The following is a 14682-nucleotide window of genomic DNA, read 5'->3' on the forward strand; positions in this document are numbered from 1 at the left end:
GGGAAGCCCGAGCCGCCACACGGGCATGCCAGGCAACGGAGGCCACTAGCCACCAAGCCGGAAGCCGGAAGCCGGGAGCGCTGCTTCCCACCGCACAACGTTTCGCCTGAGAACGAATGGTGCCAAGGCCCAGAACCGGCGCGCACGAACGGAGGTGACCACACCCGGGGCCCGAACCGGAGCGTACGAACGAAGGCAACCACGACGGGGGTCCGGGGGCAGAGCCCCCGGGCGGGGTCTGGGGGTTGCACCCCCAGAAGAGGATGACTAAACGAGAGAGCCCGGCGGAGGCGCGAAGCGCCGAGCAAGGGCTCACGAGTGGTGGGGCGGGCGGGGCTCGAACCCGCGGCCAAGGGATTATGAGTCCCCTGCTCTAACCAACTGAGCTACCGCCCCCTCAACCCGGCGTGCACAAGCGGCCCGAGGTTTGCATGTGCACAGAACACTCAGTTCGCTTCAAGTTATCACAGCGGCCATCCGGGCAGATCCGGTAGGCCGAACAGGTTGAAGTGGCTGCCGACCGGCGCACGCTCGTCTAGGTTGCAAGGGCGTCACCGCTGACCGGAACGGCGGGAGTTAGCAATGGGCTCTGCCATCTCGTCCTGTTCCCGGGCCGCCCGGCTGGCGTTGCTGGACGCATTCGCCGTGGGGGCTGGCTTGGGCTACCTCGCACACGAGTACCGGGAGGTCGTCGTGGCGAATCCCGGGGTGATCGGCGTGGCGCTGTTGCTCGTGTTCGCTTCCGGTTACCTGATCCGCGTTGCCGTGCGGGCGTTGCGGCGCGCGGGTTCGCGTGTCGAGGCGATTTTCGCGGAAGAACTGGGAAAGAAGCCTTCGCCCCGCCCACGGTGACGGAAATTCCCCGTGGGCGAAGCGAAAACCGCGGATTCCGCTCAGCTTCCGCCGCCGGTGGGGGTGGTCGTCGGGAAGCTCGAGGTCGGCGGGGGAGTCGTGCTGGGCGTGGGTGTGCGCGTCGGGGTCGGGGTGGTTTTCGGCGTCGAGGTGACCGGTGGTGTCGGTGTCGTGGTCGACGCTGCCGTCGGTGCGTAGGCCGCATAGCCGAACCAAACCCGGCTGAGTATCTGCGGGAAGTCCGTGTAGGCCATCACCCGCACCCGGAACGTGGTGGCGGTGTAGGAACCCTGCACTGTGCTCAGCATGAACCCGTTGGCGCCCTCCGGCGTGATCTGCGAGAGCAGGATCACCTCCGGCGTCACGCCGAGGCCGTGGGACACGGTGCAGTAGCCGGCGTCGTCGGTCACGCAGGTGGCCTGCGCCGTTTGGACGAGCGGTGCCGGTGCCGGGCCGGCCGCGGCCGACGCGCCCGCGAACGCCACCGCGCCCGCCGTGACCGCCGAGGCGCCCGCCAGAGCGGCGAGTGCGATTCGTGCTTTGTTCCCCATGAATGTCCCTCCAGAGTGGGTGATGCACCCCGCATCGCCGGACCACACTCTGCCGTTACCCCGTACATCCGGCTTGTACAACGTCTGTACGCGGCCGATGGGCGTGCTCGCCGACGGTCCACAAGGGAGTCACGCCGGCACGAGCTCCCGGTCCTCTTCGGCCGCGTACCGCCGGGCCAGGGTGGCGCAGACGATCAGCTGGATCTGGTGGAACAGCATCAGCGGCAGCACGATCAGTCCCACCTGCGCGTGCCCGAACAGCACCGTCGCCATCGGGAGGCCGCTGGCCAGGCTCTTCTTCGACCCGCAGAACACGATGGTGATCCGGTCCGCCCGGGCGAAGCCCAGCAACCGGGTGCTCCAGCCCGTCGCGCCGAGGACCGCGGCCAGCAGCACGCCGCACACCACGACCAGCACCAGGAGGTGTGCCAGGTCGAGCCGGTGCCAGATGCCCTCCGTCATGCCCGCGCTGAACGCCGTGTAGACCACCAGCAGGATCGAGCCGCGGTCGACCAGCTTCAGCGGCGCGGCGTGGCGGGTGATCCAGCCACCGATCCAGCGGCGGGCCAGCTGGCCCGCCACGAACGGGGCCAGCAGCTGGAGCACGATCCCGAGCACCGCCGAACCGTCGACGCCCGCGCCGTCGCCGGCCAGCAGCAGGGCCACCAGCAGCGGCGTCAGCACGATGCCGGCCAGGTTGGACAGCGAGGCGCTGCAGATCGCCGCCGCGACGTTGCCGCGGGCGATCGAGGTGAACGCGATCGACGACTGCACCGTCGAGGGCAGCACCGCCAGGAACAGCACCCCCGCCGCCAGCTGGGCGGGCAGCACCGACGGCGGCAGCAGGAACAGTGCCAGGCCGAGCAGCGGGAACAGCACGAACGTCGCCCCGAGCACCACCGCGTGCAGCCGCCAGTGCCGCAGCCCGTCGAGGGCCTCCTGCGTCGAAAGGCGGGCGCCGTACAGGAAGAACAGCAGGCCGACGGCGATCGTGGTGGCGACGCCGAAGCCGTCGGCCACCGCGCCCGATGCGGGCAGCAGGGTGGCGACGCCGACGGTGGCGAGGATCGCGAGGACGAACGGGTCGAGGCGCAACCGGGACATGGATCTCCTTCCCCGGCCATTGTCGGCGCCCGCGTGCTCATTGTGAACCCCGATGACCGAACTGACTGTCATCGCGAATCGCGATAAGCTGACCCGGTGCTGGACCCGCGCCTGTGCCGTTCGTTCCTCGCCGTCGCCGAGACGCGCAGCTTCACGGCGGCCGCGCGGCGGCTCGGTGTCGGCCAGCCGACCGTCAGCCAGCACGTGCGACGGCTCGAGCGCGACTCCGGCGGCCTGCTGTTCGCCCGGGACACCCACACGGTCGAACTCACCGCGCGCGGGCAGGCGATGCTCGGGTTCGCGCAGACCGTCGTCGACACCGAAGAGCGCGCGCAGCGGCACTTCCGCGGCGCCGAGCTGCGCGGCCGGGTGCGCTTCGGCGTCTCCGAGGACTTCGCGCTCGGCGAGCTGCCGGAGATCCTGCACCGGCTGCGCCGCAGTCACCCGCTGGTGGACGTCGAGCTGACCGTCGAGCTGTCGGACGTCCTGGCGCAGCGGCTGCGCTCCGGGCAGCTCGACCTGGTGCTGGGCAAGCGCCGCCCGGGTGCGCACCACGGCCGGCTGCTGTGGCGGGAGCCGCTGGTCTGGATCGGGTCGGCCGCCACCGTGCTGGAGCCGGGCCAGCCGGTGCCGCTGGTGCAGTACCCGATGCCGTCGATCACGCGGCAGCTGGCGGTGGAGGTCCTCGAACGCAACGGCCTGGAGTGGCGCGCGGCGTGCCAGACGTCCAGCCTCACCGGCCTGCGCGCCGCGGCGGTGGCCGGCCTGGGCGTCACCCTGCACGCGCGCAGCCTGGTCCCGGCCGACCTGACCGAGCTCGACGGCCTGCCCGAGCCCGGCGACATCGAGTTCATGCTGCTGGCACGGGAGTCGATGGAGGGGCCGGCGGCGGCGCTGGCGGAGTTCGTCCTCGAGCGGGTGCGGCGCTAGCTCTCTTCGCCGGTAAGCAGTCGCCGCAGACGGCCCAGCGCGCGGTGCTGGGCGACGCGGACGGCGCCGGGAGTGGACCCCACGGCCCCGGCCGTCTCCTCCGCCGAAAGCCCGACCACCACCCGCAGCACCACGATCTCCCGCTGCTTCGCGGGCAGGACGTCCAGCAGCCGGGCGAGGCGCTCGTTCAGCTCGAACCGCAGCGCCCGCTGCTCCGGTCCGGCCAGCTCGCTCACGCCGTCCGGGACCTCCGGCACCGGGTCGCTGCGGTTGCGGGCCGCGGCGCGGTGGGCGTCCGCCACCTTGTGCTGGGCGATGCCGTAGACGAACGCCAGGAACGGGCGGCCCTGGTCGTGGTAGGACGGCAGCGCCGTCAGCACCGCGAGGCAGACCTCCTGGGCGACGTCGTCCGCCGAAGCGAACGAGCGCTCGTGGCGGCCGACGCGGGCGCGGCAGTAGCGCACCACCAGGGGCCGGATGGTGGCCAGCAGGCGCGCGGTCGCGGCGTCGTCACCGGCGATCGCGGCGGCGACCGGCTCGTCGTGGCGCCGCCAGTGCGAGGGGAACGTTTCGGCGGGCTGCGCCGCGGCGATCTCCCGGACGAGCGCCCGGCTGCGCACCCGCAGCAGGGCGCCTTCCACGTCGAGCCCGGCCCGCAGCGAGTCGTGCAGGGCGGTGTTGGACTCCCGCAGCTGCTCGGTGATCGCCCGATCCCCGTACTCGGTTGCCGGCATGTCGCTCACCTTTCCCTGTCCCGCTGGTCACCGGGCCGGGCGGCCCGGAGTCGCCTGAGGCGTTCCCGCACGTGGCGGAGGGTGGACCGGACGGTCGCGGGGGCGATCCGCAGCGCCTCCGCGATCTGCGACGGCGTGAACCCGTCGAGCGACCACGCCAGGACCATCCGCTGCTTGCCCGGGAGCGCGGCGAGCAGGTCGATCAGCCCCGCGTGCTGCTCGACCAGCCCCGCGAGTTCCTCGTCGTCCCGCGGGTCGCCGGCCAGGGTCCAGTCCGCCCGGACCTCGCCCGGGGCGTCGATCAGCCGCCCGGCGACCCGGCGCACCCAGGCCCGCGGGTCTTCGGCGGTCGGCCACGCCTCCAGCGCGTGCAGCATCGCCTCGGCGGCGACGTCACGTGCGGTCTCGACCTCGAACCCGGCCTTGCAGAGGAACGCCACGAGGGCCGGGAAGTCGGCGCGGAAGAACGCGTCGAACTCGTCGTGACCGCACACGGAACCCCACCACCCCTCGCCCTCACAAGGACAGGTGCAGTGAGTCGCCCGCTACGTGTAACGATTCGATCAAGACTGCCCGGTAGGAGTAATGGACCGCGTTGCCTCGGTGACGGCCGGTGACGACGGTCGGCGATCGGCGATGCCCGGCTCCGCGAACGGCGGGTTCCGGATCGGGGGAAAGACACCGTTCCCGACGACCGCGTTTCGATCACGCCCGACCGGAAACCCGTACCGGACAACGCGGAAGCGGGCCGGCGACGGCCGGCCGGAGCTCGTCGACGGCGTGCGGAGTTCGCCGATCGGGTGACGTGATCGACATCGAGATACCGGGAAGAAGGGCGTACTCTCATGTGTTGCAGTCTTGGTTGCCCGGAGGGTGAGCCGGGGACCGAAGCCAAAACCCCCTTGACCCAGGCGGATACGCTCGCGCGCCCGCCGAAGTTAAGTCGGTTGACGCGCCCCAACAATGGGAAGCAGTAAGAGAAGGAGGTGAACGAAGGAAATGGAAGCCACGATGACGGGCTGGGCGGAACTCGCGGCCTGCAAGGACGAGGACCCGGAACTGTTCTTCCCGATCTCCGAGGTCGGACCCGGCGCCCGGCAGACGGCGCAGGCGAAGGCCGTGTGCGCGCGCTGCCCTGTGCGCGCCGAATGCCTCGGGTACGCGCTCGACAACGGCCTTGACCACGGCGTCTTCGGCGGCATCACCGCGGTCGAACGCCGCCGGCTGGTGCGCACCGCGCCGGAGCGGCACCGAGTGGCCTGAAGCGCCGCCCGGTGACCTCTTCCCGGCGGCCCCGAGCACCACACCGAATCCGGAGGAAATCCGATTCCGGTTCTGTGCGCGCCCGGGTGGGTGATTCCCCGTGAATCACCCACCCGGGCTTTTTTCAACGCAATATCTATGCGCCGCTTTGCATCTTTCCCGCGAACCCGTGGTCATCGTGCTCGGCCGGCCACGTCCTGGGCAGGTCCCACGCCGCCGCGGAGACGGACTCGAACGCGGCCATCGCCGTGATCGAACCGGCCTCCACGGTGAGGAGGGTGACCCCGAACCACCGGTAATCGTGCTCTCCCGGGCGCCGCAGGTAAGTCGCCACCGCGGGCTGGCGGTTGGCGCGCACCGGCCGCATCCGGAACCGCCCCACGCAGTCCGGCGACGCCGGGTCCAGCGAGAGCGAGAGCGCCCGGACGATCGAGGCGCGGTTGCCGAACCACAACGTGTACGGCGGCATGATCGCCTGGGCGTCCTCGTGCAGCAGCCGGGCGACCGCGGCCGGGTCGCCGGCTTCGTACGCGGCGATGAACCGCTTCAGCAGCGCCGTTTCCTCGGCGGTCGGGTCACCGACCGTCCACTCTGTACGCCGTGGGGCCAGCCGCTCACGCAGCGTCGCCCGTGCTCGCTGGAGCGCGCTGTTCGCCGACGCCACGCTCGTCTCCAGCGCCGCCGCCGTCTCCTTCGCCGACCAGCCGAGCACGTCCCGCAGGATCAGCGCCGCCCGCTGGCGCGGCGGCAGGTACTGGACGGCGGCGAGGTAGGCCAGCTCGATGGTCTCCCGCTCCACGACAGCGGTGGCGGTGTCGTCCGGGGCCGCGCCCTCGAGCAGCCGGTCGGGGTACGGCTCGAGCCACGGCAGGTCGGCGGCCGCGATCGGCCCCTCCGGCTCCCCGGCCGGGCCGAGCTGGTCGGGCAGCACCCGCCGCGGCCGGCGGGCGAGGACGTCGAGGCACGCGTTCGTCGCGATCCGGTACAGCCAGGTGCGCACGCTCGCCCGGCCCTCGAACGCGTCGCGGCCCTTCCAGGCGCGCAGGAACGTCTCCTGCGTGAGGTCCTCGGCGTCGGCCAGGGACCCGAGCATCCGGTAGCAGTGCACCTGGATCTCCCGGCGGTGCCGTTCGACGAGCGTTTCGAAGTCCTGACCCACCCCGGCACGCTAGCGCACCCGGACTGAAAGACTGCCGGGGTGAGCGGAACGGTGCTGGTACTCGGCGGACGCAGCGAAATCGGCCTGGCCGTGGCGAAACGCCTGGTCAGCGGGGACGTCCGGCGGTTCGTGCTGGCCGCGCGGCCGGGCGCGGACCTGACCGGGGAGGTCGCGGCGCTGCGCGAGGCCGGCGCCGAGGCGGTGGACACGGCCGAGTTCGACGCCGACGACCTCGCCGCGCACGGTCCGTTCCTGGACGAGGTGGCGGCCGGGCACGGCCCGCTCGACACCATCGTGCTCGCCTTCGGCATCCTCGGCGACCAGGCGCGCGCCGAACGCGACGCCACGCACGCCGCCGCGATCGTGCACACCGACTACGTCGCCCAGGTCGGCGTGCTGACCCACGCCGCGAACCTGCTGCGCGCGCAGGGGCACGGCCGGCTCGTCGTGTTCTCGTCGGTAGCCGGGGTGCGCGTGCGCCGCGCGAACTACGTCTACGGCTCGGCCAAGGCCGGCCTCGACGGCTTCGCGAGCGGCCTCGCCGACGCGCTGCACGGCTCCGGCGTCCACCTTCTGCTCGTCCGGCCCGGCTTCGTGATCGGCCGGATGACCGAAGGCATGACGCCGGCGCCGTTCTCGAGCACCCCGGACCAGGTGGCCGAAGCGACCGTCGCGGCGCTGCGCCGTGGCCGCGGCGTCGTCTGGGTGCCCGGAATGCTCCGTCCGGTCTTCTTCGCGATGCGCCTTCTGCCGCGCGCGATCTGGCGCAAACTGCCGCGGTGACGCGATAGCGGGGACCACTGTGGCCGGTGCCACAGCGCGTCCGTGTGCGCACTTCCTTACGGTGCGTGGCAAAACCGGCCGATCGGCCCGATTCCGCTCGGCCGATCGGGCAGCGTCACAGCATTCCGACAACTTTCTCAGCTGATTCCCAGCTAACCCGGTGATCCTCGAAGGAGGGGGAAACACAGGGAAGCAAGGGGAACGTCGTGCTGTTGTCGTCGCGGGGGAGCCGCATCGGCGGCCGGGTCGCGCTCGGCGTCGTCTCGACGGTGGTGCTCGGCGCCACCGGCTACCTGTGGACGCAGCTGAGTTCTCTGGACGCCGGCATCGTCACCGCCGACGTCATCCCGCCGGCCGCGCAGGTCGACACCGAGGACACCCCGCCCGGCGAGCCGCTGAAGGTCGCCCAGAACCTCCTGCTCGTCGGGATCGACGCGCGCACCGACGCGTACGGCAACCCGTTGCCGCAGAACGTGCTCGACGCGCTCCACGCCGGTGGCGGCGACGACGGCGGGGACACCACCGACACGATGATCGTCGTCCACATCCCGGCGGGCGGCGCCGCGGCCACCGCGATCTCCATCCCGCGTGATTCCTATGTGGACATCGCGGGCGGGTACGGCAAGCACAAGATCAACTCGGCCTACAGTCGCGGCAAGAACGCCTCGATGTCCGGTTTGCGCGCCCAGGGGCTCTCCGGCGCGCAGCTGGAGGTGGCGGCGAACGAGGCGGGCGCGAAGACGGCCATCCAGACGGTGGAGAAGTTCACCGGGCTGACGATCAACCACTACGCGGCGATCAACCTCGCGGGCTTCGACGCGCTGTCGCAGGCCGTCGGCGGCGTCGAGGTCTGCCTCAAGGCGCCGGTGCACGACAGCTACTCCGGCGCGGACTTCGCGGCCGGGACGCAGACGCTGTCCGGGGCGCAGGCGCTCGCCTTCGTCCGGCAGCGCCACGGACTGCTCAACGGCGACCTCGACCGCATCGCGCGGCAGCAGGCGTTCCTGTCCGGGATGGCGAAGAAGGTACTGAGCGCGGGCACGTTCACCGACCCGTCGAAGCTGGGTTCGCTGGTCAGCGCGGTGCAGGGGTCGGTGGTGCTGGACAAGGGCTGGGACATCCTCAGCTTCGCGCAGCAGCTGCGGGGGATGACCTCGGGCGCGATCGCGTTCGCCACCATCCCGGTGCAGAGCCTCTCGCTTTCGACGCCGTACGACGGCGACGCGGTCAAGGTCGACCCGGCGCAGGTCCAGCAGTTCGTCCGCACGGCGATCAGCACCGCGGCGGTCCAGGCCTCGGGCGACGACACGACCGGCGGCGTGAAGCCGGTGGCCGCGACCGGCACGAAGACGCCGGCGCCGGGTGCTTCGGACACGAAACAGCCGGCGACCAGTACGGCCGCCGGCTGCGTCAACTAGAGACTCCCCTCACACGAACGCGGACTGCCCGGTGATCGCCTTGCCGACGATCAGGGTGTTCATCTCGCGGGTGCCCTCGAAGGAGTAGATCGCCTCGGCGTCGGCGAAGAACCGCGCGACGTCGTAGTCGAGCACGATCCCGTTGCCGCCGAAGATCTCCCGGCTCCAGGCGACGACCTCGCGCATCCGCGCGGTGACGAACGCCTTGGCCAGCGACGAGTGCTCGTCCTGGAAGATCCCCGCGTCCTGCAGGCGGGCGAGCTGCACCAGCATGCCCCAGGAGGCGGTGATGTTGCCGAGGCTCTTCACGAGCAGGTCCTGCACCAGCTGGAAGCGGGCGATCGGCCGGCCGAACTGCCGGCGCTCCTTGGCGTAGTCCAGCGCGAGCTCGTAGGCGCCGATCATCACGCCCAGCGCCTGCCAGGCCACGCCGCCGCGGGTGGCGCGCAGGATCTCGGCGACGTCGCGGAAGGAGTTGATGCCCTGCAGGCGGTTCTCCTCCGGAACGCGGACGTCGGTCAGGGTGATTTCGGCGTTTTCGACGATCCGGAAGGCGGTCTTGCCCTGGATCTTCTCGGCCACGAAGCCCGGCGTGCCCTTCTCGACGACGAAGCCCTTGACGTGGTTGTCGTCGAGGTCCCGTGCCCACACCACGACGTAGTCGGCGAAGGTCGCGTTGCCGATCCACTTCTTGGCGCCGTTGAGGACCCAGCTGTCGCCGTCTCGCTTGGCGGTGGTGCGCATACCGCCCGCGACGTCGGAGCCGCCGAGCGGTTCGGTCATCGCGAACGCGCCGATCTTGTCCATCGCGGCCATCTCGGGGAGCCAGCGGTCGCGCTGCTCCTGGCTGCCGCCGCTGTAGATCGAGTACATCGCGAGTCCGTTGTGGACACCGAAGAACGTCGCGACGGAAGCGTCCGTGCGGCTCATCTCCATCGCCATCATGCCGGTGAGGAGGTGGCTGACGGCCGGCTTGTGCTCGCCGTAGCCCTCGTAGGGCAGGCCCGCGAGGCCGGAGCCGCGGAAGAGTCCGATGAGCTCCTTCGGGAAGGTGCCGGCTTCCCAGTTCTCGTTCACCAGCGGCTTGACGTCGGTGCGCATGAAGTCGCGGGCCTGGACCAGCAGCTTGCGCTCCTCGTCGCCCAGCAGCGTCTCGTAGTTGTAGAAGTCGGCGGTCAGCTGGCCTTCGAGTGCTTCCATGGTCATGTCAGTTCTCCTCCAATGCGGACAGAACGGCGAGCTGCTTGCGGTCGCGCGTCTCGGCGAGTTCCGAGTACGTGGAGGAGCCGTAAGCCTTTTCGACAGCTTCGATGAGCTGTTCCTGCTCTTCGGGGCTCTGGCTGGGGTTGCCCAGCCCGGCCCACATCTTCTTCATGGACCGGCCGATGTGCTCGGCCATGTGCCGGTAGCCGCCGGGGCCACCGCCGAGGTGCGAGCCGAGGAACGGCCCGACCGTGGCCCAGCGGATGCCGAGCGAATTCGTGATCACCTTGTCGAGGTCTTCCGGCGTCACGACACCCTGCTCGACGAGGTAGATCGCCTCGCGGCTGAGCGCGTTCTGCAGCCGGTTGCCGACGAACCCGGGGATCTCCTTGCGTTCCACGACCGGGGTGCGGCCGAGGAAGGTGTAGAAGTCGACGGCCCGCTGCACGGACTCGTCGCTGGTGCGTTCGCCGGGGACGACCTCGACCAGTGGGATCAGGTGCGGCGGGTTGAACGGGTGCCCGATGAGGACCCGGCTGCCGTCGATCTCGCCGGTGAAGGCCGTCGAGGGGATGGCGCTCGACGAACTCAGGAGCAGCGCGTGCTCCGGCGCTTCCTCGACGAGCCGCTTGAACAGGTCCTTCTTGAACTCGACGTTCTCCGGGCCGTTCTCCTGCACGACATCCGCGTCTCGCACGGCTTCGGTGACGTCGGCGGCGATCCGGACGCGGCTCGCCAGTTCTCCGGCGGTGGTGCCGAGGTGCGGGGCGAACCGGTTCAGGGCGGTTTCGACGGCCTCGGCGAGGTCGGGGCGGGGGTCGGTGACCCGGACGGTCAGGCCGTGGTGGGCGAACAGCGCCGTCCAGGACAGGCCGATGGTGCCGGCACCGATGACTGCGGCGTTCTTCATGCCTGGGCTCCCTTCAAGTAGTCGAAGACCGGCTTGACCGGGGCGAGCGTCAGGTCGGTGAGGATGTGGCTCGCCGAGACGACCTCCAGCACCGGCAGGTCGGCCAGCGGGGCCAGGACGTGCTGGAACAGCTGGAGCCGGGCGGGCGCGGTGTAGGCCTCCTTGACCACGACGTCGGTGATCTCGGTGCGGACCAGCTCCTGGACGCGCGGGGCGCCGTCGTAGCCGGGGATCGTCTTGAGCATGAACGTCGGGACGGTGATCTGGCGTTCGGCTTCGCGAGCGTCCAGTTCGTGGTGCTTGTAGCCCATGGTCGCGGTGGCCACCCGCAGCGTCCCGTAGTCCAGGGTGCCGACGAGAACGCCGTTGTCGACATAGAGGTTCGGCGACCCGACGGTCTTCGGGTACGCGCTGACCTCGCGCCCGGACGCGGTGGCCGGGAAGTTGTCGAGGTACATCGCGTGCAGGTACTCGCCGCGCTCGCCGTCGAAGCTGACCTCGATGGCCTGGCCGGACTCGGTGTACGGGCCGTAGCCGGAGACGTCGCCCATCTTCATGACCTCGAAGCGCACCAGCGGTTCTTCGACCTGCAGCGGCTCCGGGACGACCGCGCGCAGGGCGTCGGCGTCGGTGCGGTAGACGATGTTGAGGTACTCGCGGTCGGTGAACCTGGGGACCACGGGCGCGAACGCCGGGGCGGTCAGCGGGGTCGTGACGTGACGGCGGACTTCTTCGATCTTCATGCGCCTGTCCACTTCGGAGCGCGGCGCTCGGCGAAGGCGGTCATGCCCTCGCGGACGTCCTGGGACTGCATCAGGTTCTTGATTTCTTCGCGTTCCGCGGCTTTGGGATCCGCGGCGCGCACGATCTTCTTGACGGCGGCCAGCGCGAGGGGCGCGTTTTCCGCCAGCTTCTCGGCCAGCTGGAGCGCGACGGCGGCGGCGTCACCGGCCGGCGTCACGCGGTTGACCAGGCCGAGCTCGCCGGCGCGACGGCCGGTGACGGGTTCGCCGGTCAGCAGGAACTCCATCGCCAGGTGGTGCGGGATCCGCTTCGGCAGCCGGATCACGCCGCCGCCCGCGGCGATCAGGCCGCGCTTGACCTCGGGGAGGCCGAACTGGGCGTCTTCGGCGGCGACGATCAGGTCACAGCCCAGCGCCAGCTCGAACCCGCCGCCCATGGCGAACCCTTCGACGGCGGCGATCAGCGGCTTGGCCAGCTCGGCTTCGGTCAGGCCGCCGAACCCGCGGCCGGGGATCTCCGGCGACTCGCCCTTGAGCGCGGCCTTGAGGTCCATGCCGGCGCTGAAGGTGTTCTCGGCGCCGGTCAGGACACCCGCCCGGAGCGCGGGGTCGCTCTCGAGTTCGTCGAGGGCGGCGGCCAGCCCGGCCGCGACGGCGGCGTTGACCGCGTTGCGGGCCTGGGGCCGGTCGATGGTGATCAGCAGGGTGCTGCCGATCCGTTCGGTGCGTACTTCACTCATGACTGCACACTTCCTTGACCGCACTTTCGCAGGGAAAGCTGCGTTGGTTCAGACCAGTTCGGCGAGGACTTCGGCGGTGTCCTGGCCGGCCAGCGGGGCCAGGCGGCGGATCGAGCCGGGCGTCGCGGAGAACTTCACCGGGATGCCGACCGTGCGGATGGTGCCCTCGCTCGGGTGCTCGACGGTGTCGAGCAGGTGGCCGTCGCGGACGTACGGGTCCTCGTGGGCCTTGTCCAGTTCCAGCACCGGCGCCATCGGGATGCTGTGCTTCGCGCAGACCTCGGCCCACTCCTCGGTGGTCAGTGCCGGGGCGCAGACCGCGATCTGCTCGCTCAGCCACTCGTTGTCGGCGCGGTTGATGGCGTCGCCGTTCACCCGCGGGTCGGCGGCGAGGTCGGGGCGCTCGGCCGCGGCGAAGAAGTCGCGGAAGTTCTGCGGGTTGTAGGGGATGACGCAGGCGAGACCGTCCTTGGTGCGGACCGCCGCGTGGCCCTTCGTCATCGACAGCGCGAACCCGGTGGGGCCTTCGGCCGGCTCGTAGGTGTGGCCGGCGAGGTGTTCGACCAGGTTGAACGCGATCAGCGTGTCGGTCATCGGGATCTCGATCTGCTGGCCCTCGCCGGTCTTGTCGCGGTGGACCAGCGCGGCGAGCACGCTGTAGGCGATGGTCAGCGACGAGACCTTGTCACCGATGATCGTCGGCAGGTAGACCGGCTCGCCCAGCGCCCGGTTGGTCACGTCGACCAGGCCGGAGGAGGCCTGCACGGTCTCGTCGTAGGCGGCGTTCCCGGCGCGGTCGGAGTCGCTGCGGAAGCCCTGCGCGTGGGCGTAGACCAGGCGGGGGTTGCGCTCGGCGACGTCGGCGTAGTTCAGGCCGAGGCGGGCCAGCGCGCCGGGGCGCATGTTGGTGATCAGCACGTCGGCGGTGTCGATCAGCTTGAGGGCCCGCTCGCGCTCGGTCTCGTCCTTGAGGTTGAGGGCCACGCTGCGCTTGTTGCGGTTGACGTTGAGGTTCAGCGCCGTCATGCCCGGCGTGGTGCGGTACTCGCCCACCCGCACGGTGTCGGCGGGGGACTCGATCTTGATCACGTCGGCGCCCAGGTCACCGAGGATCTGGGCCGCGTACGGGCCCATCACCACGGTCGAGAGGTCGATCACGCGCACGCCGTCCAGCGGTCCGGTCGTCATCTTTTCCGTCCTTTCGCGCCTTGCTGTTTCGCTCTACTTACGAACGTAGGCGCGTCCGGCGGGAAAGGGAATGATCATGATGCGAACAATGGTATGACTCTGGTGGTCATACCATTTTCTAGCTGCTGAGCGGTTCGGCGAAGATCTCTTTCGCGGCGTTGACGAGGTCCTGCAGGTCGCCGTCCGTGCGGTCGCGCCGCCAGAGGAGGCCGGTGTCCAGCTGGGGACGGAAATCCGTGAAGGGCAGCACGGTGACGTTGTCGAGCCGGTAGCCGTGCATCGGGGACTTGGCGTCGAGCATGGAAATGGAGAATGCTTCGCCACTGGAGATGATTTCCGACGTTCCGCCGTAGCCGGTGTTGGTCAGGCGAATGCGTTTCTTGACGCCCAGTTCGTTCAATTGGTGATCGAGCTGGTCGAAATAGGCGGGGGTGATTTCCCCTGGTGAGGCCACGTACGGGAACTCGGTGAGCTCGGCCAGGCTGACGGACTCCCGCCCGGCGAACAGGTCGGCCGGGACGACGGCGCCGAGCCGTTCGGTCATCACGGGCAGCTGTTCCAGCGCGGGATCGGTGACCGGCAGCCGGGCGAGGGTGAGGGCCAGCTTGCCGTCGTGCACGCCCTGGACGAGGTCGGCGGTGGTGCCGGGCCAGCGCTTGAGCTCGTAGGAGTGTTTCACCCGTTCGGCGAGGGCGTTGACCCGCTCCCGCAGGTCGGGGTGCACGCCGGCGGGCATGCCGAGGAAGAGGGTGCTGCGCTGCGGCTTGGTGGCTTCGGCGAGCTTCCACGGAATGGCGCTGACCTGCTCGAGGACGTCCCGCGCGAGCGGGAGCAGGGCGGCCCCGGCGTCGGTGAGGGTGACGTGGTGGGTGCTGCGGTCGAAAAGCTGCTGCCCCAGCTCGTGCTCGAGATCCTTGATCCGCTGGCTGAGCGGCGACGCGGCCATGTGCAGCTTCCGCGCGGCCGCGGAAAAGTTCAGTTCCTCGGCGACCGCGACGAAGTAGCGCAGGTGCAGCATCTCCATCCCCCGACCCTACGGCCCACCCGTGTCGTCCCCCCAATCACGTGAGATGACCCTCCAATCACGCGAGTCCCGCCCCCAAT

16 protein-coding genes and 1 tRNA gene are annotated in these 14682 nt (G+C 70.4%); 5 read left to right on the top strand and 12 right to left on the bottom strand.

Annotation, left to right across the window (positions count from 1 at the left end; all coding sequences use genetic code 11):
- Window positions 1-319 precede the first annotated feature (319 nt).
- Window positions 320-396, bottom strand: a tRNA-Ile gene (locus CCN39_RS38710).
- 186 nt (window positions 397-582) lie between these two features.
- Between CCN39_RS38710 and CCN39_RS38715 the strand changes: the two genes are divergently transcribed.
- A complete protein-coding gene (locus tag CCN39_RS38715; RefSeq protein WP_086850846.1) occupies window positions 583-852 on the top strand; it encodes a hypothetical protein in 270 nt (89 codons plus the stop codon).
- A gap of 41 nt (window positions 853-893) precedes the next feature.
- Here the strand turns inward: CCN39_RS38715 and CCN39_RS38720 are convergent, their stop codons facing one another.
- Window positions 894-1403 (bottom strand): hypothetical protein, encoded by a 510-nt coding sequence (locus CCN39_RS38720; protein WP_086850848.1) that lies wholly within the window; start codon window positions 1401-1403, stop codon window positions 894-896.
- A gap of 129 nt (window positions 1404-1532) precedes the next feature.
- The gene (locus CCN39_RS38725; RefSeq protein ID WP_086850850.1) at window positions 1533-2507 is read right to left on the bottom strand and encodes a bile acid:sodium symporter family protein; all 975 of its coding nucleotides are present in this window, start codon (window positions 2505-2507) and stop codon (window positions 1533-1535) included.
- A 96-nt stretch (window positions 2508-2603) separates the two neighbouring features.
- Here CCN39_RS38725 and CCN39_RS38730 point away from each other — a divergent pair, with 96 nt between their 5' ends.
- Window positions 2604-3437, top strand: coding sequence for a LysR family transcriptional regulator (locus CCN39_RS38730; RefSeq protein ID WP_086850852.1), 834 nt, complete (start codon window positions 2604-2606; stop codon window positions 3435-3437).
- Here the strand turns inward: CCN39_RS38730 and shbA are convergent.
- A complete protein-coding gene (gene shbA, locus CCN39_RS38735; protein WP_167455308.1) occupies window positions 3434-4030 on the bottom strand; it encodes an RNA polymerase sigma factor ShbA in 597 nt (198 codons plus the stop codon). The genes CCN39_RS38730 and shbA overlap by 4 nt on opposite strands.
- 146 nt (window positions 4031-4176) lie before the next feature.
- Entirely contained in the window at window positions 4177-4665 is a 489-nt protein-coding gene (locus CCN39_RS38740) for an RNA polymerase sigma factor (RefSeq protein WP_086850856.1), read from the bottom strand.
- A 505-nt stretch (window positions 4666-5170) separates the two neighbouring features.
- Here CCN39_RS38740 and CCN39_RS38750 point away from each other — a divergent pair.
- Window positions 5171-5434 (top strand): WhiB family transcriptional regulator, encoded by a 264-nt coding sequence (locus CCN39_RS38750; RefSeq protein ID WP_086850871.1) that lies wholly within the window; start codon window positions 5171-5173, stop codon window positions 5432-5434.
- A gap of 136 nt (window positions 5435-5570) precedes the next feature.
- Here CCN39_RS38750 and CCN39_RS38755 read toward each other — a convergent pair whose 3' ends face one another.
- Complete coding sequence (locus tag CCN39_RS38755) at window positions 5571-6593, bottom strand: RNA polymerase subunit sigma-70 (protein WP_086850873.1); 1023 nt, start codon at window positions 6591-6593, stop codon at window positions 5571-5573.
- Window positions 6594-6632: 39 nt separating this feature from the next.
- On the opposite strand from CCN39_RS38755, the gene dprE2 reads away from it, so the two are divergent.
- Together dprE2 and CCN39_RS38765 are read left to right on the top strand one after the other, a co-directional pair.
- Window positions 6633-7376 (top strand): decaprenylphospho-beta-D-erythro-pentofuranosid-2-ulose 2-reductase, encoded by a 744-nt coding sequence (dprE2, locus tag CCN39_RS38760; RefSeq protein ID WP_086850875.1) that lies wholly within the window; start codon window positions 6633-6635, stop codon window positions 7374-7376.
- Between the two features lie 206 nt (window positions 7377-7582).
- On the top strand, window positions 7583-8794 hold the full coding sequence (locus CCN39_RS38765; protein WP_086850877.1) for an LCP family protein: 1212 nt from the start codon (window positions 7583-7585) through the stop codon (window positions 8792-8794).
- 9 nt (window positions 8795-8803) lie between these two features.
- Here the strand turns inward: CCN39_RS38765 and CCN39_RS38770 are convergent, their stop codons facing one another.
- The 6 genes from CCN39_RS38770 to CCN39_RS38795 form a co-directional block, all read right to left on the bottom strand.
- Window positions 8804-10000: an acyl-CoA dehydrogenase family protein gene (locus tag CCN39_RS38770; RefSeq protein ID WP_086850879.1), complete on the bottom strand. Its 1197-nt coding sequence runs from the start codon at window positions 9998-10000 to the stop codon at window positions 8804-8806.
- A gap of 1 nt (window position 10001) precedes the next feature.
- Window positions 10002-10907 carry a 3-hydroxyacyl-CoA dehydrogenase NAD-binding domain-containing protein gene (locus tag CCN39_RS38775; RefSeq protein WP_086850881.1) on the bottom strand — a complete coding sequence of 302 codons (906 nt, stop codon included), beginning with the start codon at window positions 10905-10907 and terminating at the stop codon, window positions 10002-10004.
- Entirely contained in the window at window positions 10904-11650 is a 747-nt protein-coding gene (locus CCN39_RS38780; protein WP_086850883.1) for an acetoacetate decarboxylase, read from the bottom strand. The genes CCN39_RS38775 and CCN39_RS38780 overlap by 4 nt, the downstream gene beginning before the upstream one ends.
- The gene (locus CCN39_RS38785) at window positions 11647-12390 is read right to left on the bottom strand and encodes a crotonase/enoyl-CoA hydratase family protein (protein WP_086850885.1); all 744 of its coding nucleotides are present in this window, start codon (window positions 12388-12390) and stop codon (window positions 11647-11649) included. Before CCN39_RS38785 ends, CCN39_RS38780 begins: the two co-directional genes overlap by 4 nt.
- Before the next feature lie 48 nt (window positions 12391-12438).
- The gene (locus CCN39_RS38790; RefSeq protein WP_086850887.1) at window positions 12439-13578 is read right to left on the bottom strand and encodes a CaiB/BaiF CoA transferase family protein; all 1140 of its coding nucleotides are present in this window, start codon (window positions 13576-13578) and stop codon (window positions 12439-12441) included.
- Window positions 13579-13696: 118 nt separating this feature from the next.
- The gene (locus CCN39_RS38795) at window positions 13697-14602 is read right to left on the bottom strand and encodes a LysR family transcriptional regulator (protein WP_086850889.1); all 906 of its coding nucleotides are present in this window, start codon (window positions 14600-14602) and stop codon (window positions 13697-13699) included.
- Window positions 14603-14682 lie beyond the last annotated feature (80 nt).

The sequence above is a fragment of the Amycolatopsis kentuckyensis genome (assembly GCF_002155975.1).
GTDB classification, from domain to species: Bacteria; Actinomycetota; Actinomycetes; order Mycobacteriales; family Pseudonocardiaceae; genus Amycolatopsis; species Amycolatopsis kentuckyensis.